Annotated in this window: 19 protein-coding genes, 1 tRNA gene and 2 pseudogenes; 14 read left to right on the top strand and 8 right to left on the bottom strand. The window is 70.0% G+C overall.

Going from position 1 to position 21,140, the window contains the following annotated elements:
• The first annotated feature begins 23 nt into the window (after positions 1-23).
• From Rai3103_RS16165 to Rai3103_RS16155, 3 genes are all read left to right on the top strand, one after another.
• Complete coding sequence (locus Rai3103_RS16165) at positions 24-1,544, top strand: YifB family Mg chelatase-like AAA ATPase (RefSeq protein ID WP_239022466.1); 1,521 nt, start codon at positions 24-26, stop codon at positions 1,542-1,544.
• Positions 1,541-2,722 carry a DNA-processing protein DprA gene (locus Rai3103_RS16160; protein WP_153573427.1) on the top strand — a complete coding sequence of 394 codons (1,182 nt, stop codon included), beginning with the start codon at positions 1,541-1,543 and terminating at the stop codon, positions 2,720-2,722. Before Rai3103_RS16165 ends, Rai3103_RS16160 begins: the two co-directional genes overlap by 4 nt.
• 66 nt (positions 2,723-2,788) lie before the next feature.
• The gene (locus Rai3103_RS16155; protein ID WP_153573426.1) at positions 2,789-3,454 is read left to right on the top strand and encodes a hypothetical protein; all 666 of its coding nucleotides are present in this window, start codon (positions 2,789-2,791) and stop codon (positions 3,452-3,454) included.
• Between the two features lie 186 nt (positions 3,455-3,640).
• Here Rai3103_RS16155 and Rai3103_RS16150 read toward each other — a convergent pair.
• Positions 3,641-3,931, bottom strand: a pseudogene (locus Rai3103_RS16150) (GNAT family N-acetyltransferase); the annotation flags it as partial.
• 206 nt (positions 3,932-4,137) lie between these two features.
• Between Rai3103_RS16150 and Rai3103_RS16145 the strand changes: the two are divergent.
• Positions 4,138-5,286: a cystathionine gamma-synthase gene (locus Rai3103_RS16145; protein WP_153573424.1), complete on the top strand. Its 1,149-nt coding sequence runs from the start codon at positions 4,138-4,140 to the stop codon at positions 5,284-5,286.
• A 150-nt stretch (positions 5,287-5,436) separates the two neighbouring features.
• Here the strand turns inward: Rai3103_RS16145 and Rai3103_RS16140 are convergent, their stop codons facing one another.
• Complete coding sequence (locus tag Rai3103_RS16140; protein ID WP_153573423.1) at positions 5,437-6,489, bottom strand: metallophosphoesterase; 1,053 nt, start codon at positions 6,487-6,489, stop codon at positions 5,437-5,439.
• Positions 6,490-6,767: 278 nt separating this feature from the next.
• Between Rai3103_RS16140 and Rai3103_RS16135 the strand changes: the two genes are divergently transcribed.
• Genes Rai3103_RS16135 through Rai3103_RS16125 form a run of 3 tightly spaced genes read left to right on the top strand, consistent with a single transcriptional unit; the run spans position 6,768 to position 8,247 of the window.
• On the top strand, positions 6,768-7,667 hold the full coding sequence (locus tag Rai3103_RS16135) for an aminotransferase class IV (protein WP_153573422.1): 900 nt from the start codon (positions 6,768-6,770) through the stop codon (positions 7,665-7,667).
• A 9-nt stretch (positions 7,668-7,676) separates the two neighbouring features.
• On the top strand, positions 7,677-7,937 hold the full coding sequence (locus Rai3103_RS16130; RefSeq protein WP_153573421.1) for a hypothetical protein: 261 nt from the start codon (positions 7,677-7,679) through the stop codon (positions 7,935-7,937).
• A 46-nt stretch (positions 7,938-7,983) separates the two neighbouring features.
• Positions 7,984-8,247 carry a hypothetical protein gene (locus Rai3103_RS16125; RefSeq protein ID WP_228489002.1) on the top strand — a complete coding sequence of 88 codons (264 nt, stop codon included), beginning with the start codon at positions 7,984-7,986 and terminating at the stop codon, positions 8,245-8,247.
• A 173-nt stretch (positions 8,248-8,420) separates the two neighbouring features.
• On the opposite strand, the gene mqo is transcribed toward Rai3103_RS16125, so the two are convergent.
• Complete coding sequence (gene mqo, locus Rai3103_RS16120; RefSeq protein ID WP_228489001.1) at positions 8,421-9,971, bottom strand: malate dehydrogenase (quinone); 1,551 nt, start codon at positions 9,969-9,971, stop codon at positions 8,421-8,423.
• A 309-nt stretch (positions 9,972-10,280) separates the two neighbouring features.
• On the opposite strand from mqo, the gene Rai3103_RS16115 reads away from it, so the two are divergent.
• Both Rai3103_RS16115 and Rai3103_RS16110 read left to right on the top strand, forming a co-directional pair.
• The gene (locus Rai3103_RS16115) at positions 10,281-10,631 is read left to right on the top strand and encodes a metallopeptidase family protein (protein ID WP_153573420.1); all 351 of its coding nucleotides are present in this window, start codon (positions 10,281-10,283) and stop codon (positions 10,629-10,631) included.
• A complete protein-coding gene (locus Rai3103_RS16110) occupies positions 10,624-11,736 on the top strand; it encodes a tocopherol cyclase family protein (protein ID WP_153573419.1) in 1,113 nt (370 codons plus the stop codon). The genes Rai3103_RS16115 and Rai3103_RS16110 overlap by 8 nt, the downstream gene beginning before the upstream one ends.
• A 13-nt stretch (positions 11,737-11,749) precedes the next feature.
• On the opposite strand, the gene Rai3103_RS16105 is transcribed toward Rai3103_RS16110, so the two are convergent.
• On the bottom strand, positions 11,750-12,808 hold the full coding sequence (locus Rai3103_RS16105; RefSeq protein WP_153573418.1) for an LLM class flavin-dependent oxidoreductase: 1,059 nt from the start codon (positions 12,806-12,808) through the stop codon (positions 11,750-11,752).
• On the opposite strand from Rai3103_RS16105, the pseudogene Rai3103_RS18080 reads away from it, so the two are divergent.
• Together Rai3103_RS18080 and Rai3103_RS18075 are read left to right on the top strand one after the other, a co-directional pair.
• Positions 12,807-13,250: pseudogene (locus Rai3103_RS18080) on the top strand (hypothetical protein); the annotation flags it as partial. The gene Rai3103_RS16105 and the pseudogene Rai3103_RS18080 sit on opposite strands and share 2 nt — an antisense overlap.
• 203 nt (positions 13,251-13,453) lie before the next feature.
• Complete coding sequence (locus Rai3103_RS18075; RefSeq protein ID WP_228489000.1) at positions 13,454-14,416, top strand: ATP-dependent DNA ligase; 963 nt, start codon at positions 13,454-13,456, stop codon at positions 14,414-14,416.
• Positions 14,417-14,428: 12 nt separating this feature from the next.
• On the opposite strand, the gene Rai3103_RS16095 is transcribed toward Rai3103_RS18075, so the two are convergent.
• Positions 14,429-16,000: a glycosyltransferase family 39 protein gene (locus Rai3103_RS16095; RefSeq protein ID WP_153573417.1), complete on the bottom strand. Its 1,572-nt coding sequence runs from the start codon at positions 15,998-16,000 to the stop codon at positions 14,429-14,431.
• A 189-nt stretch (positions 16,001-16,189) separates the two neighbouring features.
• Positions 16,190-17,200, bottom strand: a complete 1,011-nt coding sequence (locus Rai3103_RS18070) for a hypothetical protein (RefSeq protein WP_228488999.1) — start codon at positions 17,198-17,200, stop codon at positions 16,190-16,192.
• A gap of 156 nt (positions 17,201-17,356) precedes the next feature.
• On the opposite strand from Rai3103_RS18070, the gene Rai3103_RS16085 reads away from it, so the two are divergent.
• On the top strand, positions 17,357-18,640 hold the full coding sequence (locus Rai3103_RS16085; protein WP_228488998.1) for an ammonium transporter: 1,284 nt from the start codon (positions 17,357-17,359) through the stop codon (positions 18,638-18,640).
• Between the two features lie 86 nt (positions 18,641-18,726).
• Positions 18,727-19,332 (top strand): hypothetical protein, encoded by a 606-nt coding sequence (locus Rai3103_RS16080; protein ID WP_153573415.1) that lies wholly within the window; start codon positions 18,727-18,729, stop codon positions 19,330-19,332.
• Between the two features lie 175 nt (positions 19,333-19,507).
• Here Rai3103_RS16080 and Rai3103_RS16075 read toward each other — a convergent pair.
• Positions 19,508-19,593 (bottom strand) — tRNA-Leu (locus Rai3103_RS16075).
• Positions 19,594-19,690: 97 nt separating this feature from the next.
• Between Rai3103_RS16075 and Rai3103_RS16070 the strand changes: the two genes are divergently transcribed.
• Positions 19,691-19,924 (top strand): DUF5703 family protein, encoded by a 234-nt coding sequence (locus tag Rai3103_RS16070; protein ID WP_153573414.1) that lies wholly within the window; start codon positions 19,691-19,693, stop codon positions 19,922-19,924.
• A gap of 42 nt (positions 19,925-19,966) precedes the next feature.
• On the opposite strand, the gene Rai3103_RS16065 is transcribed toward Rai3103_RS16070, so the two are convergent.
• Positions 19,967-20,965, bottom strand: coding sequence for an aldo/keto reductase (locus Rai3103_RS16065; protein WP_153573413.1), 999 nt, complete (start codon positions 20,963-20,965; stop codon positions 19,967-19,969).
• Positions 20,966-21,140: the final 175 nt, after the last annotated feature.

Below are 21,140 nucleotides of genomic sequence, written 5' to 3'. Positions count from 1 at the left end.
CCCGATCGATCGCGCTGCTCGGGATGGACGGCCAGGAGATCGAGGTCGAGGCGATGATCGCGTCCGGTCTCCCGCGCACGACCCTCGTCGGGCTGCCGGATTCCGCCGTCTACGAGGCGAGGGACCGTTGTCGCGCGGCAGTGGCGGCCACTGGTCTGGCCTGGCCGCTCACCTCCCTGACGATCAACCTGACTCCCGCCAGCCTTCCCAAAGCCGGCTCGCATCACGACCTGGCCATCGCGGCCTCGGTCCTGGCCGCCGGCGGGGTGGTCCCCGACGACGCGGTCCGGCAGGTGGTCCTACTGGGAGAGCTCGGGCTGGACGGCCGGGTGCGGCGGGTCAGGGGCCTTCTACCGGCGGTCCTCGCCGCCCACGCCCAAGGCCATCGGAAGGTGGTGGTCCCCGCCGGCCAGCACGCGGAGGCCGCGCTCGTGGACGGGGTCGACGTGCACACCGTCGCCACGCTGGGGGATCTGGTGTCCTTCCTCCGCGGCGAGGCTCGACCGACGGATCTACGGGGCGAGGGGAACGACGTGGAGCAGGATGACGAGGAGTTGGGCGACGACAGGGCGGACTTCGCCGATGTCGTCGGGCAGGGGCAGGCGCGCCTCGCCACCGAGGTCGCCGCAGCCGGGCGCCACCACCTGATGCTGAGCGGACCGCCGGGGGTGGGCAAGACCCTGATCGCCTCCCGTCTCCCGACCATCCTCCCCGAGTTGTCCCGGGCCGAGTCACTCGAGGTGGCCGCCGTCACTTCCCTGATCGGGGAGCCGGTGCCGGGACTCCGGCGCCGCCCACCCTTCTCCGCTCCTCATCACGCCTGCTCGGTCGCCGCGATGGTCGGGGGCGGGTCGAGGATGGCTCGCCCTGGCGCGGTCTCCCGCGCTCACGGCGGGATCCTCTTCCTCGACGAGGCGGCAGAGTTCTCGCCCCTGGTCCTGGATGCCCTTCGTACGCCCCTCGAGGCGGGCGAGGTAACCCTGTCCCGGTCACACGGGGAGGCGCGCTACCCCGCCCGCTTCCAGCTCGTGATGGCGACCAACCCCTGCCCCTGCGGCAATGCTGGAGTGTCCGGCCTCGAGTGCCGCTGCTCACCGGTCACCGTGCGTCGCTACCGGGCCCGTATCTCGGGCCCCCTGCGGGACCGCGTCGACATCACGGTCATGATGACGCCACCGGCCTCGGCCTATCTGGCGCTGGGCTCCAAGCTGCCCCCACCCGAGCCCTCGGCCGCCATCGCGGCTCGTGTGCTCCAGGCCCGGGACCGGCAACGCCGCCGACTGGCAGGGACTCCGTGGACCACCAACGGTGAGGTTTCGGGGAGCTACCTTCGTCACCACCTGCCGTTGCCCGAGGCGACGGACATCCTCGACAATGCGCTGCTGCATGGGGACTTGAGCAACCGTGGTGTCGAACGGACACTGCGCATCGCCTGGACCGTGGCGGACCTGGCCGGCCATGACACACCGGACTCCGAAGACCTGCAGACGGCCCTCGCGCTGCGCCGCGGCGAGACCCACCTCCTGCCAGGGGCGCGATCGTGACCGCGTCGCAACCGCCGTCCTGGAGCGAGGAACGGATCGCCCGGCTGGCCCTGGCGCATGTCGTGGAACCGGCCGACCCGGCGACCTGGCGCGACGTGGCCACCCACGGGGTCGAGCAGACCTGGGCCAGCCTGAGGTCGCCGCGATCGTCCAGCCGCTGGTCGCCGAGGGCCGTGGTCTTCGACCCGGAGGGGGCGATCCTGCGCTCGGAGCGATCGGGGGCGAGATTCCTGATCCCCGGCGACGAGGAATGGCCCGAACAGCTCGAGGTTCTCGGCGGATGCGAACCGGTGCAGGAACGCTGCGGGGTTCCGGTCGGTCTGTGGGTCCGTGGCGCCGGGGACCTGGCGGCGATAGCCCGGTCCGCGGTAGCCATGGTGGGAGCCCGGGCCTCGACCTCGTACGGCGACCACATGAGCATGCAGCTCGCCCATGATCTGGTGATGGCCCGGGTCCCTGTCGTCTCCGGCGCCGCGTACGGGATCGACGCGGCGGCGCATCGGGGAGCCCTGGCCGCCCGCCATGGACTGCCGGACGGCGTCACCGCAGCTGTCCTCGCCTGCGGGGTCGACCAGGTCTACCCCTCGGCCCACGCGAATCTGTTCGAGGCGATCACTGAGCGCGGGGTGCTGGTCTCGGAGCTGCCGCCCGGTGAACACCCGACGAGACTGCGGTTCCTGAGCCGCAACCGCCTCATCGCCAGCCTCTCCCGCGCCACTGTGATCGTCGAGGCCGCCTACCGGTCCGGCGCCCGCAACACGGTGACCTGGGCTGTGGCCTGCGGCCGGCACGTGATGGCGGTGCCCGGCCCCGTGACGTCGGCACTGTCCGCCACGCCCAACCGGCTGATCCGCGACCACGAGGCAGAGCTGGTCGCCGATCTGGACGACGTTCTGGCCCTCCTCTCACCGGTCGGGCAGGACGCCCTGATCGGGCACCAGGAGCCGGCAACGCTGGTGGACCTGCTGGGGGAGACCGAGACGATCGTGCTGGAGGCGATGCCCGCGCGGGGCACGATCGGAGTGGACGAGCTGGCTATCCGGGCAGCGCTGCCGGTCCCACGATGTCTGGTCGAGCTCGAGTCACTCACGGCCAAGGGCCTCGTCCGGGAGGGCGACGCCGGCCGGTGGCAGCTGACGCATCGTCATCTCGACCGGCGCCGGTCCGTGTCACGGTGATCCTGCCGCCCGCGACACCTCGGGCGGTCTCGGGACCCTGTGCCGCGCGCGGGGCACACTGGGCCCATGATGTGGTACGCGCGACCGTCGTGGCGCTTGGTGGGTCAGCTGGTCGGCGACGTCGGGGTGGTGATCTGGGCGATCACCTGGTGGCTGCTGTCGCGGGGGGTCGTGGCGGCGATCCGCCAAGTCGCGTCCCCACTGCGGGACATGGCCGGCGCGCTGACCGGTGTGTCGAACGATGTCACCGATACCGGCGGACGGATCGCGGGGATCCCGCTGCTGGGCTCGGGGCTGGCCCAGCCCTTCACCAGTGCCGGCCAGCGGCTCCAGGGACTGGTCGCTTCCCTGCTGGCCCAGGCGGGTGCCATCGATCGCGGAGCCTCGCTGGTCGGGTGGGTGCTCTTCCTGCTCCCGGTGGGGCTCGCCCTGCTGGTGTGGGTGCCGCCACGGGTGCGATTCGCCAGGGAGGCCGGCGTGGCGCGCAGGATGCTCGACGCCGGCGTCGACCTGGAACTCTTCGCCTGGCGGGCAATGGCTCGCCGGCCACTCGGAGTCGTCCAGGCGATCAGCGATGCCCCTGTCGCGGAGGTGCGACAGGGGCATCAGGAGGTCATCCTCGCGTTGGCCCGGGCGGAACTGCGCAGCGCCGGCCTGGACGTGCCGCCAGGCTATGGACAGGCTTTTGCTGCGCGGCGTTCCCCCGGTCGCGAGCGCTCGCTGCGCCCCTGACCGGCTCTCCGCCGTGACAGTGGAACCGTGAAGGTGGGGAGCGGTACAGCCGGATGAGCCGGTGCCGAGCGCGAGTTCGCAAACAGGAGGGCCCGGGAGAGGATTCAGAGGCCTCGGTTCGGTTGATGAGGGGAAGGGAGGGAGGCGGCGCGGTCGGGAGCCTCGCCGTGGGTCAGGTCAGTGCCGTCACAGGACGTCGGTGTACTCGGGATGCAGATCGACGAACCGCTTGGCGAAGGTGCACTTCGGATCGACGACCATGCCGCGGGTGCGGGCGTCGTCGAAGGCGAGACGGGTGAGCCTGCGAGCTATGCCCTGACCCCGGAAGTCCCGGACGGTCTCGGTGTGCTCGATGACCATCTTCTTGCCGGACACCGTGTACTGGAGTGTCCCGACGATCTGGTCGTTGATGAGGGCTTCGAATCGATTGCCCTCGACCTGGTGAACAAAAGTCGACATCAAATCACTGCTCCGTCGCTCGAATGGGTCGGATACGTTTTGCGAGGCGGCTCTGGCGGCAGCGTTCCACTCGAAGAGTAGTCAGCGCGTCCACCTCGCACCAACTCGCGGGTGTCCCATCGCTGGTCCCCACCCTGGCGTCGCACCCCTGTTCCCAGGTCGAGGACTGTCGATCGCCGTCCCATCGCCGGGGCGGGCTTCCGAGGGTTAGGTACGGTGTCGCCATGGAATACGGCTTCAGCACTCGGGCCATCCGTGCCGGTCAGACTCCCGATCCGGTCACGGGCGCGGTCGTCCCTCCCCTCTACCTCACCTCCACGTTCGTGCAGGACGGGGTCGGGCGAATGCGGGGCGACTACGAGTACTCCCGTGCCGGTAACCCCACCCGCACCGCTGCGGCGACACAGCTGGCGGCGCTGGAACAGGGGACGTGCGCCTTCATCACCGGCTCGGGGATGTCCGCCGCGGACCTGGCACTGCGGACGGCGCTGCGCCCCGGGGGTCGCGTCATCCTCGGCCAGGACGCCTACGGAGGCACCACCAGATTGCTCACCCAGGTGCTCGAGTCCTGGGGGATCGAGACGGTCATCACCGATCCGTGTGGCTCGCAGCGACTGGAGGAGGTCCTCGCCCGACCGGTGACGGGAGGGCAGTTGGTGTGGGTCGAGACGCCGTCCAACCCGCTGCTGCACGTCTGCGACATCGCGGCGGTGGCGCAGCAGGCCCATGCCCATGGCGCCCGGGTGGTCGTGGACAACACTTTCGCCTCGCCCTACCTCCAGAACCCGCTCGCCCTGGGCGCCGATGTCGTCGTCCACTCGACGACGAAGTACCTCGGCGGTCATTCGGACCTCGTCGGTGGCGCCATCGTCGTCAACGACGACGACCTCGCGGAGCGACTGACATTCCTCCAGAACGCGGCCGGTTACGTGTCCTCGCCGTTCGACGCCTGGCTGCTCATCCGCGGAATGAAGACACTGTCGGTGCGGATGGATCGTCACTGCGCCAACGCCGGGGCAGTAGCGGCGTTCCTCGACCAGCACCCACGGGTCTCGCGGGTGCACTATCCCGGGCTGGAATCCGACCCGGGCCACGACGTCGCGACCCGCCAGATGCGGGCGTACGGCGGCATGGTGTCCTTCCATGTGGCGGGTGGCCGCGAGGAATCGATCCGGGTGGCGTCCGCCACCAAGGTCTTCCTGCTCGCCGAGTCCTTGGGCGGCGTGGAGTCCCTGGTCGAACACCCTGCCGCCATGACGCACGCCTCCGTCGAGGGCACCGCTTCCGCGGTGGATGACGACCTGCTGCGACTCTCGGTCGGAATCGAGGACATCGACGACCTGATCGCCGACCTGGACCGGGCCCTGGGGTGACCTCGGCCGAGTGACCGTGGGCCGGGACCGCCCGGTCCCATAGCCGCACCGGCCCCGCGCGGTGGTCGCACGGGGCCGGTGCGAATCGCATTCGCGGCGCCGCGATGCCGGCCCGGGTCCCGGTCGGCATCACTCCGTCGCTGGCGTCACTCACTGGTAGGCGATGCGCTCCCAGGTCACCACGTGGCTGTCTGCCTGCGGGTGGACCGTCAGCTTCAGCCAGTCCTTGTTGTTCGACGAGCCGTCGACGGTGACACGGGTGAGGTTGCCGGCGGACGCGTTGGTGATCCCGTACGTCGCGAGCCAGGTGGACCCCGCCGCCAGCGGCTGGTCCACCCGGAAGACATGGGAATCGCCGTTGAACAGGTAGACCTCGCCGTCGAAGGCGGCGGAGCGCTCGACCAGGTGCCGCACCAGCGGCTGGAACGCTGAGATGTCGTTCCAGGTAGGGGTGTAGGTGGGGTCGAACATGTCGGCCTGCAGCATGATCGCCACCGCCGTGTGCTGGTGGCGCTGGGCATCGTCGAACGCGCGGTCGATGGTCACGATGGCGTTCGCCGTACGGGCGCGCTCCTCATCGAGCTGGGCAGCGGTCGGCGCGGTGAGGCCGATGCCGGTCCAGGGCTGGAGGTCATTGTTGCTACCGACGATGTCGACGGCGGCCACGTCGAGGCCCGCCCGTTCGAAGTTCACGTTCTCCGGGAAGCCCGCCGCACTCTGCGAGTCGATCGGTACGGCCTGACCGTTGGTGCGGCCTGGCTCGGAGAAGAACACCGAGCGCAGCGCGCTGAGCCGCTCCAGCGGGTTGTAGGCGCCGTTGTTGCCTCGGTGGCAGTCGGTCCACTCGTTGTCACCGATGGTGTACACCAGCGGGTCCTGGAACCGGTCGAAGTCGGTCTGGATCTGCTGGAAGTACGCGTCGTCGCATCGTGACGAGCCGTTCTTGATATCGCCCACGTGCGTCACGAACCGGACGTCGGGGTCGGCGTTGATCTGGTCGATCCAGGTCGGGAACGCAGCGATCTGGGCGGAGCCGTACGGTACGTCACCGATCACGGCCATCGAGTAGTCCTGGCCCTGGCCGCGGTGCTGGCCCTGGTTCGTGGCGGAGGGAGCGGCGATGGCGTGGGGAGCGATGCCGCTGGGAGCGGCGGCAAGGAGGGCTGCGGCTGTCAGGGCGATGCCGAGACGGCGTACGCGCATGGGAACACCTTTCGGGTCAGAGGGGGTGGCACCGGACGCGACCTGGCACTGTCCCGGGCAATGCCCTGATGGTCGGTCGGCCGGCCCTCCGATCCCACTCCACCGCGTCCGCCCCCACCACCGGGATCGTCTGAACTCGGGGTGAACGCTCGGTGCCGGTCGGCGTAGCCGACGCGGGGATCCTCGCTACCCGTGACGTCCTGGTGCCGTCGGAGGACAATGGGGACGGTCCGGGCGCCTCGCTCCGCGAGGGCCTCCACCACGTCCGAGGAGGGCAGATGGACGACAGCGTGCTGGTGATGATCGAGGGCCCGGAGCGGCCACGCCCCCGACCTGCTGACGCCCTTCGGATCGTCGACGCCATGGTCGGTCAGGTACGGGTCAACGATCTGGGGGTGACCCGGGGGGACGGCATCTTCGAGGTCGCCGGGTCCCTCGACGGTCGGGTCCAGGCGCTGCAGGCCCACCTCGACCGGTTCTCCCGTTCCGCCCGGCTGATGGACCTCCCGGCCCCGGACCACGAGGTCTACCGGGTGGCCGTCCGCACCGCGCTCGAGCGGCTCGACGCGCAGTACCCCGGCCGCGAACTCTCCTGCAAGTTCATCCTCACCCGCGGCCAGGAGTATCCGCCCGGGATCGAAGGAGCGACCGGCTGGGCCGTCGCCATGCTGGGCCCCGATTACTCGGTGGCTCGTGAGCAGGGGATCAGCGTGGTGGTGCTCAGCCGCGGCGTCCCCCGAGACGTGATGGCCTCCGCTCCCTGGCTCCTGGCGGGTGCGAAGTCCCTCTCGTACGCGATCAACCGCTCCGTGATCCGGGAGGCTCATCGCCGTGGTCAGGACGACACGCTGTTCGTCTCGTCCGACGGCTACGTCCTCGAGGGGCCCACGTCCTCGTTCCTGGTCAGGCTGGGCGGCACCATCGTGACTCCTCCCGCCGAGGACGGAGTCCTTCCGGGCACCACCCAGGCGTCTGCCTTCCGCTGGTTCGAGCAACACGGGGTCCCCACCGCTACGCGGTCGATCCGGATCGAGGAGCTGGACGAGGCCGAGGCCGCCTGGTTCACCTCGAGCACCCGGCTCGCTGCTCCGGTGCGGCAATTGGACGGCCGAGCACTGCCTGTCGATCCGCACATGACCGCTGCGCTGAACCGTTTCCTCCTGGACCGAGACGGGTAGGCTTCCCGCATGGGCGACGTCCGTTGGTTGCACCCCGGGGATCGGTTGTTGTCGACAGACCCCATGGAGTGGAGTTTCCGTGACCTGTGCCAAGCCGCGGCCATGCTCGACACCGACGACCGGATGGTCGAGCACCTCGCGGACCACGCGGTCCGCCCGGAGGTGCGCCAGCGGCTGCGTGTGCTGCTGCGACTGATCGACGACGAGGGGGAGACGGCCCCCTTCAGCGCCATCGCGCGCCAGCGGCTCTCGACCATGATCGGCCCGTAGACCCGGTCGTGTGGCTCCCGGGGTGGCACCGTCCGGACATAGGGTGATGCTCACCACCGGGTCGTACGAGAGGGGCGGCGAGATGGCGTTGAACGAGATCGAGTTCGTCAAGGGCGTCGACAAGCTGCACGCCTTCTACACCGAACAGGTGCGCATGCTCGCGCGAGCCTACGACCTCACGGACCGCCAGGCAGCCGCCCTGCTGGAGCAGTACGGCTACCACAACGTCGCTCGTTCCATTCTCTATCCGCCTCGGGTGCATGAGATCCCCGACAGCTGGGGCGATGATCGGCAGGGTCCCGCCCATTGAGGAGGCCCGTCGCCTGTGGGGCGCTGGGTGAGACCGCGATGAAGGGCTGACGGTCGACGCGACCTGTCGAAGGGGAGGTCCCACGCGACACCGCCGCTGCACCGCCGCGCAACGCCGAAGGGCACCTCCCAGGACGGGAGGTGCCCTTCGTCATGCTGCCGGCTGGGTCAGGGTCAGGACTGGGTGACCGGGGCCGGGGCGGTGATGTGCAGCACCTCGGCGGTCTTCTTCATCGTCTCGTACGCCAGCTGCGGGTCGTCCGACAGCTTCTTGCCGTACGTGGGGATGACCTCCCTGATCTTGGGGGTCCATTCCTCGATCTTGTCGGGGAAGCAGCGCTCGAGCAGCTCGAGCATGATCGGCACGGCCGTCGACGCACCCGGCGACGCCCCGAGGACGGTGGCCAGGGTGCCGTCGGCGTTGGTGATGACCTCGGTGCCGAACTCCAGTTTGCCGCCGCGGCCGTCCGCGTTGGTCTTGATGATCTGGGCACGCTGGCCGGCCTTGATCATCCGCCAGTCGGTCATGTCGGCGCTGGGTGAGAACTCACGCAGCTCCCTGAGCTTCTGACCCGGGGTCATGAAGATCATCCCCACGAGCAGCTTGATCAGGGCCAGGTTGTCCTTGGCCACGTTCAGCACCGCCATGATGTTGCCGGTGCGGATCATCTTCGGCATGTCGAACCAGGAGCCGAACTTGAGGAAGCGGGGATCCAGCCCGGCGTACGGCCCGAAGAGGACCGACCGGTTGGTGTTGATGATCCGCGCGTCCATGTGCGGGTTGGACATCGGCGGCGCGCCGACCTTGGCCTTGCCGTAGACCTTCACCGTGTGGGTGGCGACGATCTGCGGGTCGGTCGTCGACAGGAAGGCTCCGGAGACCGGGAACAGCGCGTAGCCGTTGACCTCGGGCACGCCGGCCTTCTGCATCATCTTCAGGGCCCAGCCGCCGGCGCCGTTGAAGACGAACTTGGCCCGGACGAACTTGTCCTCGGCCCGGCCCTCCTTACGGCGATGGTGATCGGCGACGCGCAGCGTCCAGGAGCCATCAGAGTTCTGCTTGAGGTCGGTGACCTCCTTCGAGGTCTCGACGAAGACGCCGTGGAACTCGAGGTAGTTGAAGATCTGGCGGGTGATGGAGCCGAAGTTCACGTCGGTGCCGGTGGGATCGTACGTGACCGCGATCCGCTCCTGGGGATCGCGCCCCTGGACGAGGTTGGGAGCCCACTCCCGGATCTTCTCCTGGTCATCGGAGAACTCCATCGCCGCGAACAGCGGGTTCTCCTTCAGACCCTCCCAACGGCGACGCAGGAAGTCGATGTCCTCCTCGCCGTGCACCATCGACATGTGCGGGCAGGAGTTGATGAAGGTCTCGGGGTGACCGAGGACGCCCGCCTCGACGAAGTGGGACCACAGCTCACGGCTGACCTGGAACTGCTCGTTGATGTCGATAGGCTTGGAGTTGTCCATCGAGCCGTCCGGCTTTTCCTTGGTGTAGTTCAGCTCGCACAGACCGGCGTGACCAGTACCCGCGTTGTTCCACGGGTTGGAGGACTCTTTGGCGACCTTGGGCAGCCGCTCGAACCCCATGATGGTCCAGTCGGGCTGCAGCATGTGCAGCATCAGACCGAAGGTCGCACTGAGCACGCCGCCGCCGATCAGCGCGACGTCGACTTCCTCGGCCTCCACGGGCCATCTGCCTGGTTTGTGCTTGCCGAACGCCACGACTGCTCCTCACGAATGCCGAACGAAACTGGGCGGTGTCCACCGGCCACCCGCCGTCATGGGCAGTCAGGTGCACGACACCGTGCGGTCCTTCGCTCCCTCCACAAGGGGTCCCGGGCGCGAAAGGATGTGCAGGAACCACGCTACGACGTCCCGCGAGGGCGTTCCAATCGCGTGTCATCCCCGTGGCCAGATGTGACCACATTGACATTGGCCGGTCCCGTACTGTGGGGATCAGGGCCTTCCGAGGTGGCACGGCGGTCGTTCCGACGGTGCCACGGAGGGGGACGGGCCGGTGAGGAGACAACCATGGTCGACATCTCCGAGGAGGAGTTCGAGGCGTACGTCGACGCGGCCATCGCCTCGGTGCCCGAGGCGCTGCTGGATCTCGTCGAGAACTGCATCCTGGTGATCGAGGACGATCCGCCGGCCGACATGCCCTCCCTGCTCGGCCTCTACCAGGGCGTCCCCCTCGATCGGAGGGGGCACTACTACTCCGGTGTGCTGCCGGACCGGATCCTGATCTTCCGCCGTCCGCTGGTGCGCATGTGCGCGACGGTCGAGGAGCTGCAGGAGCAGGTCAGGATCACCGTCGTCCACGAGATCGCCCACTTCTTCGGCATCGACGATGCCCGCCTGCACGAGCTCGGTTATGCCTGAGCGTGAGCACTCCGGGCGACGATCCGGCCCGGCGCCCCAGGGTCACGGCTGGGCCCGGATCCTGTCCGCCTACCGTGCCTCCGGGGCGGACCTTCCCTGGGGGGACCCCCGGCGGGCGCACGGCGTGGCGATGGAGGGCTACTACTGGCGGTTCAGCGATGCCTCCGCCTCGCGCGTCGTGGTCGCCCTGATCGGGGTGAACCGCGGGCCCCATGGCCCGTGGGCGACGGTCGGACTCGCCGGCAGTAACGGCTTCCTGCGGACGGCAGCACTGCCCGGTGCGTGGGCGGATCCGTACGGCCTGGGGGCGGCCTCGCCTCGGCCCGGGGCGGTCGCCGCCCCCTCGTTCACCGGCGATGACCGTATGGTCAGAGTCGACCTGGGCCCGGACGCCCAGCTGTCCGTACGCCTCGAGGTGCGGGATCCGTGGCCACCGCGCCGGGCCCTCGGAGGGTCGAGCGGCTTCCAGCTGGTTCCCGGCCTCAACCAGTACTGGCACCCGTGGCTGCTGGGCGGGCGGGCCACCGGAGAGGCGACGCTCGGAGGCGAGGTCTGGCACCTCGAGGGCGCGGCAGCGTACGGCGAGAAGAACTGGGGCAAGGAGGGCTTCCCCGAGGCGTGGTGGTGCGGCCAGGCCCACGGGTTCGCCGATCCCGGCGTCTGCGTGGCGTTCGCCGGGGGGCAGGTCGTCGCCGGGCCCCTGTCCACCTCCGTCACCGCCCTCGTCGTGCGTCTGCCGGACGGCCGGGTCCTACGGCTCGGCAATCCAGGCACCAGCCCGGTGCGGGCCGACATCGGACCGGGACGCTGGCACCTCGACGGCCACGCCCGGCAGTGGCGGGTCATCGTGGAGGGTCAGGCCGAGCCCGGCCGGGCCCATGTCCTCCCGGTGCCGCTGCCCAGCGAGGAACGCAACGTCGCCGGCGCCCTGGAACACCTCGCCGCCCGGCTGACCCTGCGGGTCGAGCGTCGCGGACGCCCGTACTGGACGGGGGAGAGCACCCTGGCTGGCCTCGAACTCGGCGGACTCGATCGGGCCCGGGAGGAAGTCGTACGCCGGGGCGCTTCCCCCGACGCCACCGACTCCGCACCGGCGGTGGCGTGAGCCTGCTCTCGGGTCAGCCGATCTCGCGACGTACGACCGGCAGCACCTCGGTGGCCAGGAGTTCCACCGCTGCGGCCGTCGTGGCGTACGGCAGGCCGCCCAGTCCGATCTGGGCCAGGAAGCGTCGGTGGCCGAGGATCTCGTGCTCCCACAGGATCTTCTCGATCACCTCCTGCGGGCTGCCGGCGAAGAGAGCCCCCCGCGGGCCCGCCCAGGCCTCGAAGGCCTCGCGGGCGAGCGGGACGCCGTGGGCGCCCGGCATGTTGTCGCCGATGTAGCGGCTGTAGTACGGGTAGAACTCGTCGCGCGCCTGTTGTGACGTCCGGGCGACGTGCACATGGCTGGTGACTCCGAGGGTCAACGCGGCCGGGTCGTGACCGTACGAGGCCGCCGTCCGGCGGTACAGACCGGCGAGCGGCTGGAAGCGGTCGGGCTGTCCAAGGATCGCCAGGTACATCGGCAGACCCAGGCGGCCGGCGCGGATCACGCTGGCCGGGGTGCCCCCCACCGCTATCCAGACCGGCAGGGCGTCCTGGACGGGGCGAGGATAGACGCCGACCCCCTCCAGCGCCGGTCGGAAGCGGCCCTGCCAGGTCACCTCCGGTGCCTCCCCGAGTCGCAGGAGCAGGTCGAGCTTCTCCTCGAAGAGGTCGTCGTAGTCCTCGAGACGCTGACCGAAGAGCGGGAAGGACTCGACGTAGGCGCCGCGGCCCGCGGTGATCTCGGCCCGGCCGCCGGACAACAGGTCCACGGTCGCGAAGTCCTCGAAGACCTTCACCGGATCGGCCGTCGAGAGCACCGTGACGGTGCTGGTGAGACGGATCCGTTCGGTCGCCTGGGCGATCGCGGCGAGCACCACCGGCGGCGAGGCGATGGCGAAGTCCGGTCGGTGGTGCTCACCGACGCCGAAGACATCCAATCCCGCCCGGTCGGCCAGGATCGCGAGGTCTACGAACTCTCCCAGCCGCTGGGCTGCCGGCAGGAGCCGCCTGGTGTCCCGGTCGCGAGTCAGCTCGCCGAACGTGAAGAGGCCCAGTTCGAACGGAGTGTGCGTCGCGCTGTCGTCGGTCATGCCACCATCGAATCCCGAGATAGTTCAAGTGTCAAGTATTTGTGCTGGGGTCGACGCCGTCAGTGCCGGGAGGGATGATCGGGGCATGCTGCTCACCCGGCTCGTGCAGACCTCGGCGGCGGTCACGGCGACCCGCTCGCGGATCGAGAAGCGCCGTCTGGTGGCGGAGGTCCTCGGCGAGACGGGCGACGCCACCGAGGCGGACATCGTGGCCTCGTTCCTGTCCGGCCGGATCCGGCAGCGCCGGACAGGTGTCGGGTGGCGCTCCCTGCTCACCCTGCCCGATCCGGCCTCTGTGCCGTCCCTCACCCCGCTCGACGTGGACGCCGCCCTGGCGGCCCTCGCCGCGATCTCGGGGCCGGGATCCGCAGCTGCCCGCGAACGGGGGATCGCGGCACTCTTCGCTCGGGCGACGGCGCCCGAGCAGATGTTCCTCCGCCGGCTCCTGGTCGGTGAGCTGCGGCAGGGCGCGCTCGACGCCCTGTTGCTGGACGCGATCGCCGAGGCCGCGGAGGTGCCTCTCGCGGTGGTCCGGCGGGCCGCCATGTTCAGCGCGTTCTCCGGGCCGGTGGCCGCGGCCGCACTCGGCGGGGCCAGGACGCCCTCGCGGCCTTCCGGCTGCAGCCACTGCGCCCCGTACGCCCGATGCTCGCCTCGCCCGCCTCCGATGTGCCCAGCGCCCTGCGGGGATTCGGCGGGGCTGCGGTGGCGGTCGATGCCAAGCTGGACGGCATCCGGATCCAGGTGCACCGGGCCGGAGACGAGGTCGCTGTCTTCACCCGCTCACTGGACGAGATCACCGACCGGGTGCCTGAGATCGTCTCGCTCGTCCGTGGCCTGCCGCTCCGCTCGGTCGTGCTCGACGGCGAGGCACTCCTGCTCGGCGCGGACGGACGGCCGCGGGCCTTCCAGGAGACCGGTGCTCGGACGATGACGCACCCAGCGGAGGGGCTCGCCGGCGACGCGCCCCTCAGTGCGTTCTTCTTCGACATCCTGCACCTCGACGGGCGCGACCTGATCGATGCCGCGGCCGCGGCGAGGATCGAGGCCCTGGGCGAAGTCGTGCCGGGCGAGGCGATCGTCCCCCGGCTGATCGGCGCCGATCCGACCACCGTGCAGGAGTGGTTCGCCACGGTGCTCGGACGCGGCTACGAGGGCATCGTCGTCAAGGACCTCTCCGCCTCGTACGCCGCCGGGCGACGCGGCGCCGCTTGGGTGAAGGTGAAGCCTCGTCACACCCTCGACCTCGTCGTCCTGGCCGTGGAGTGGGGCAGTGGCCGTCGTACGGGACTGCTGTCCAACATTCATCTCGGGGCCAGGGACGGGGACGCGTTCGTGATGCTGGGGAAGACCTTCAAAGGCATGTCCGACGAGATGCTGGCCTGGCAGACCGCCCGCTTCCTCGAACTCGAGACCGGCCGGCAGGGGCACGTCGTGCAGCTGCGACCCGAGCAGGTGGTGGAGGTGGCCTTCGACGGGGTCCAGCGGTCCGTGCGCTACCCCGGCGGCGTCACCCTGCGGTTCGCCCGGGTGGTGCGCTATCGGAGCGACAAGACGGCGGCCGAGGCGGACACCTTGGCGGACGTCCGGGCGCTCGCGCCGCGGTGACCATCCGGTGCCTCAGCCCCAGTGGGTCACGTCCGGCCAGATCTTCGACCACGGATCCCGACGGCCGTCGCAGACGACGATCGGCTGGCCCTGCTGGAACATCTTGATGGCGTAGCCGTTGTCGAGGCGTCCCACCGTCACGCAGGTGGCGAAGTGGCCGGCCAGCGTGGTGGCGGGGATGCCGACCGCGACGACGGCGGTCGCCGCGTCGGGTGGCGGCTGGAGCCATCCGAGGGTGTTGTGGCCGCTGTAGACGGGGGGAAGCCCCATCGCCGGTCCGAAGCGGTCGACAGCGCCCGCCTCGCCGTAGTCCCCGGCGAGGACGACCGTCGTCCCGGGGGTCTGCGGGCTGTAGCGCCGATAGGCAGCGGCGACCTGTCCCACGTACGTCGGCCAGAAGCTGGAGTCCAGTGCCAGCGGGTTGACGTAGCGGGTCGGGCTCTTCTCGATCGGCAGCACCGGGAGGTCGAAGACGATGCTGGTGAGGCTGTTCGCGACGAGCAGACCGGCGATGGCGCGACGCCGGGGGATGGTCGTCGCCCATTCGGTGACGGGGATGCAGCCGATCGCCAGCAGCACCGAGACGATGCCCATCGGGTAGTACGCCTGTCCGGCGACCGGGATCATCAGCAACAGGAAGATGATCAGTGCGGGGACGAGGAAGCGGGCTCGCTGCCACGCCGGCCGCTGGAACAGCGCGACGATCCCGGCCAGCCAGAACGGGAGCAGGAACGGTCCCATGATGATCGGCAGCAGGGTCCACATGCCGTGCCGGACATCGGCGTTGTTCGACCCGGCCAGCGCCATACCGAAGGTGAGTTGCGGCCAGCCGTGGGCGGATTGCCACCACAGGTTGGGCAGTGCCAGCACGAGGGCGACGGCGGCGCCGAACCAGGTCCGGCGGTCGACGAGGTGGTGGCGAGGGCCCGCGAGCACCAAGCCCGCCAGCAGCACCAGGACGAAGGCGATGATCAGCCATCGGTTGAACGTCGTGAGCCCGATGACCGCGCCCGCGGCGATCCACCACCGGGGGTCGTCCCGGAGCACGGCCCGGCAGATGAACAGCGCCGTCAGTCCCCACAGCGGCAGGTCGACCGTCGCGGTGAGCAGATTGTGGCCCATGGAGAGCGGCACGAGCGCGAAGGCGTACGCCATCGCCGACACGACCTGGGCCCGGACCGACCCCCCGAACTCCCGCGTGATGAGGACGTGGGTGTACGTCGCCAGGCACATCGCCAGGGCGGCGACCAGGCGGATCGGCCAGAGGTGGTCGCTGAGGTGGGCCAGCGTGCGGACCAGGAAGGGTGTGAACGGCGGTTGGTCGACGTAGCCCCAGGCCGGCGGCAACATGCGGAAGTACAGCTCGTCCCGCTGGTAGCCGTACCCTCCGCTGAAGACCATCAGCACGAGGAACTGCAGACCGACCGTCGCATGGATCCAGCGCGACAGCGGCAGACGCGGCGCGCGACGCCCCGATCTCCGTGCCGGCAGGTCGGTTCCGGTGCCGCCACGGTGGTCCCGTGAGGGCGTCAGCCGAGTCGAGCTCGGCGCGGTGGCGGTGAGTGCCTCGGCAGGCTCGATCATGCGCGTCCCGACGCGTCGTCGCCGAGGACCGTCCCGTGCGGCGTGACGACCGGATCCCGGTGATGGACATAGCGCATGAGTCGAGGGTAATCGAGAGCCCCGCCACTCGGCACATCGTGCACCGCGCAACTCCGCCCCCACTGCGCGGCCCGGGACACGGCCAGTGCCAGGGATCGCGGATCGTCCCGGTCAGCTGGTGAACCCGGCGTGCACGTGGTCGTGGTGGGTGTCGTCGGTGAAGTACGCGGAGCCCGACACCGCGTACGGTCCGCCGATGTTGTAGGAGCCCGCCCGGGCGGCGTCACGCATGAAGGCGGTGACCAGTGCCTGCGGCGTGGCCGAGGCGACGACGGGATGCCCGTCGATCATCCAGGTGTCGAAGGCGCGGCCCCGGGGGTGGTCGCTGGGCCTGGTGGTGCCGAACACGTACGTCGGGTGTCCGGAACGGACGACGCTGATGCCGAGACGATAGGTCTGGGCCAGGTGAAGCATCGCTTCCAGGACGGAGTCGTGGACTTGCCCCGAGGCGATGTCAGCGGAGGATGCCGGTGGCAGGTCGAGGCGATCCGAGCTGAGCACCTCGTGCGCGAGAGTGCCGGGGGTGACCGGGGTGCCCGGCTGGGAGGGGTGGATCTCGGTCACGCGCCAGGTGGGGGAGGCGCTGGAGAGCCGTACGTCGTACGTGGCGCCTCCGCCGGAGATGGTCCCGGCCGGGCTCCGGGCCCAGGTACGCGTGACGACCAGTACGCTCGCCGAGTCGGAGAGGATGCCGCCGTACTGTGCGTCGATCACCTGCAGCACCGAGGCGTCCGCATCCGTGACGAGGGCGCCGACGCCCTCCACCAGCGACGGATCCTGGCCGAGCGCCCTCACCCGAGCACCCGCGGCGTCAGGGCCGGAATCACCGTGGTCCCAGTTCCCCAGCGCCTCGATGAGCCGGGTGGCGGCCTGCTTGACGGCGGGCCGGACGTCGTTGGAGTCCGCCGACCAGGTTGCCCGCGGGGGCATCGCGGCGCTCGGAGACTCGGCGGCGCCCGTCCGCTGGGCGGTCGGTCCGGGGGTCGCAGCCCCGATGGTGGTCGGGTCCGGGGGTGGGGCGGCGGGACCGCGCGGCCCCGTCGCGCAGCCGGCGAGCAGGACGCCGGTGCCGAGGAGGAAGGCCCGACGCCCGGGCATCCGCGGGTCCGGGAGAGGACTCATGCCGCCAGTGTGCGTCCCTGGCCCCAACCCTTTGTCCTCGCCGACCCGCTGTGTGACGGGCGGTGGGGCGGCGAAACATCTCCGTAACACCATGCTCATGGAACCGTAATGGCCTGGGAATGGTGCCGAAACAAGGGCCGTGCAACGTTGTCACTCGTGGTTCTTGAGATCAACACGGGTGACACTGCGTGGCTCCTGACCAGCGCCGCCCTGGTGCTGCTCATGACGCCTGGACTGGCCTTCTTCTACGGAGGCATGGTGCGGTCCAAGGGCGTGCTCAACATGATCATGATGAGCTTCGTCAGCATAGCCACGGCCGGGGTCGCCTGGGCCATCGTGGGTTACAGCGAGGCGTTCGGCAACTCGATCGGGGGCATCATCGGCAACCCGTTCCAGTTCGCGTTCCTCGACTCACTGGTCTACGGGGACCCCACGGTGGGGACGGTTCCGGCGCTGGCCTTCGCCGGCTTCCAGGGCTGCTTCGCGATCATCGCCGTCGCACTCCTGTCCGGGGCGATCGCCGAACGCGCCACCTTCCGCGGCTGGATGGCCCTGTCGGTGCTGTGGCTCCTGCTCGTGTACGCCCCGCTGGCGCACTGGGTCTTCGCCAGCAACGGGCTGAGCGCCCCGAGGGGCGGCTGGATCGTCAACAGCCTCCACGCCATCGACCTCGCGGGTGGTACCACGATCGAGGTCGCCTGCGGCGCCGGCGGCCTGGCCCTGGCGATCGTCCTCGGCCGACGGATCGGCTTCGGCTCGGCGCCGATGCGTCCGCACAACATGACGCTGGTGATGCTCGGCGCCGGTCTGCTGTGGTTCGGCTGGTTCGGTTTCAACTCCGGATCCGCGCTGGTCTCCGGCACCTGGGCGGCCCTCATCTGGGTCAACACCCTGCTCGCCCCGTGCGCGGCGATGCTGGCCTGGCTCTTCGTCGAGAAGCGGCGTGACGGTCACGCGACGTCGCTGGGTGCCGCCTCAGGAGCGGTCGCCGGCCTGGTCGCGATCACCCCCTCGGGTGGAGCGGTGAGCCCGCTGGGCGCCATGGTCATCGGGCTACTCGCCGGCGCCGCCTGCTCCTGGGCCGTCAGCCTGAAGTTCGTCTGGGGCGTTGACGACTCGCTGGACCTCGTGGGAGTCCACCTGGTCGGCGGAATCATCGGCACCCTCGGGATCGGCCTCTTCGCCGACCCCCGCACAGCGACCCGCGTCGCAGGTCTCTTCTACGGCGGTGGCGTGGACCAGCTGTGGCGTCAGGCCGTCGCCGTCCTGGTGGTGGGCGCCTTCTCCTTCGGGATGACCTGGCTGCTGGCCACGGTCCTGACCCGGACGATCGGCATGCGGGTGAGCCCCGAGGCAGAGACCTCGGGCATCGACCTGGCCGAGCACTCCGAGGTCGGCTATGACCTGACCAGCGTCCAGCCCGCGCGCCGCGGCGTCTGACGACCGGTAAGGGGTCCTGCGCTGCTGGCAGTGTGAGGTAGATCACTCTATGATTGAAGCGTCAGGCGTTCGGGAGTGGGGCAGTCATGTTCAGCAGGCAGACGACGACGGAGGGCTTCAGTGACCCGCAGACGCTGATCGACCAGATCAGCACAACGGTTCTTCCTGGGGCCTCAGCCATGCAGGGGTTCCGCGGAATCTCCGTGTTCGGCGACCCGGCGACCTCGACCCGGTGGACCTTCACCGATTGGGACCGCGTCGACGACCTCATCGCGAGTCGTAGCGGCGCCAGGGACCTTCGGCGGCGGGCGACGGAGGGTGCGGGCAGTACCGTGCACGGCGTGCGGGAATGGGATGTCCCGGTGGATGCAGCATCGGATCGCCCGCTGACCTCCGGGCTGCCCGTGAATGTCAATCGGCACTTCTACGATCCTGCCCTCATCCACGAGATCATCTCCTTCTTCGCCTGGGTGGCAGAGCCGATGTACCGGTCATCGCCGGGCTTCCGAGCGGTGCGGATGCTGGTCGATCGCACCACTGGCGAGGTCCTCGTCGGGTCGGTCTGGGACGACGTGGCGTCGCTCGAGGAAGGCTTCGACCGCCTTGAGCCCATTCGTGACCGGGCGGTGGAGAAGGGGATGAAGTTCGCTGGCCGCGCCCGGTTGGATCTCCTCTTCGCCGCCACGCCATAGCAGTCCCGCCGAGGCAGCTGAGCCCGGCTGATGTGGTGATCCGTCGTGGTCGATGACCTCGGTGGCAACAACCCCGGGCTACGCGGAGGAGGGTGAGCGAGCGAGTGGGGTCGTCGCCACGTTCGTCGGAACGACGAAAGGCCCGCCCCACTGGGGACGAGCCTTCGCCTCACTGTGTCCGAGAGGGGACTTGAACCCCTATGCCCTAAAACGGGCACTAGCACCTCAAGCTAGCGCGTCTACCAATTCCGCCACCCGGACAGGTGTTTCGGCTGTCTCCGGCGTGCCGGGCAGCGATGTAGGACTATACACACCCCTTACGGCCGACGCCAATTGACCCGCTCGGCACAATGGTGGCGTGCCGACCAAGCCCCGCCAGCGACCCGAGAGCGACTACGACGTACGTCAGTTCTCCGTGAGTCGCGACGTGTCCCGCAACGCCCTGCGCCAGCTCCTCACCGAGGAGGCCGAGCGGGGCGGGTGGGAGCTGCACCGGCTGCGGCGGTACCGGGACGGCAGCCGTGACGTGTGGGTCCGTCGCCGGATCATCCGCGTACGGCCCACGCTGGATCTCGACGGGTACCTCGCCTGAGCTAGGCCGCCTCCGGCGGGTAGGCAGCGTGGTGCTCACGGGTCAGTCGTGGTGCACGGGTGGCACGGGGCGTCCCGCGCCTTCACGGGCCGCCATCGGGCCGCCCGAGACGTCGTCCAGGGCCGCCGCGATCTCCGCGGGGAGCGTCATCTCCTCGACGGCCAGGCACTGCTCCAACTGGTCGGCGGTGCGAGCTCCCAGCAGGGCCGCGGTGACGTCGGGGGCGTCCCGCACCCACAGCAGGGCGACCTCGAGCGGTGCCATCCCGAGGCCCTCGGCCGCCCGTGCGACGGCATCCACGATCCCGCGGGAGCGTGGCTGCAGGTAGGGGTCGACGAACCAGGCGAAGTGCTCGGCGGCCGCCCGGGAGTCCCGCGGAATGCCGCGGCGGTACTTGCCGGTCAGTACCCCGCGACCCAGCGGCGACCAGGCGAAGAAGCCGAGTCCCATCGCGCGGACGGCGGGGAGGATCTCCACCTCGGCGCGCCGGGTCATCAGGGAGTACTCGACCTGGGTCGAGGTGATCGGGGTGCGCGTCGTGATCGCGCGCTGCCAGGAGGCAGCTTGGGCGGTCTGCCAGCCGACGAAGTTGGACAGGCCGACGTAGCGCACGCGTCCCGAGGTCACGGCATGGTCCAACGCCGCCAGCGTCTCCTCGATCGGCGCCTGGCCCCACGCGTGCACCTGCCAGATGTCGATCCAGTCGGTGCCCAGCCGCTCCAGGGACCCGTCCAGGTCGGCGAGCATGGCCCGCGCGGAGGTGTCGACCGTCCGCTCCCCGTCACGTACGCCGAAGCCGGCCTTGGTGGCGATGACGAGGTCCTCACGGTCGAACTCCCGCGCCATCAGGGCACCGAGGATCTCCTCCGCGTCCCCCGCGCCGTAGGCCGCGGCCGTGTCGATCAGGGTGCCGCCGGCATCGACGAACGTCGTCATCAGTTCGTAGGCGGACTGGGGGGAGGTGTCGCGGCCCCAGGTGAGCGTGCCGAGGCCGAGCCGGGAGACCTGCAGCCCTGACGAGCCGACGCGTCGCTGTTCCATGCGCGTGACTCTAGGCGGCCCTCGGTCACCCGCCGGCATCACCCTGCGGCTGGGACCGGCTGCCCGGCGCGAATCTGTTGCGGTGAGCGGGTGCGGTGAGCGGGTGCGGTGAGCGGTGGGGTGCCTGGGGAACACTGGCCCCATGAGTATCCACGACGAGCATCCCTTCCAGCCG

The sequence above is a fragment of the Raineyella fluvialis genome (genome assembly GCF_009646095.1).
Taxonomy (GTDB): Bacteria; Actinomycetota; Actinomycetes; order Propionibacteriales; family Propionibacteriaceae; genus Raineyella; species Raineyella fluvialis.
Note: the sequence above shows the minus strand (reverse complement) of the source record. Positions and strands in the feature narration are given on the sequence as shown.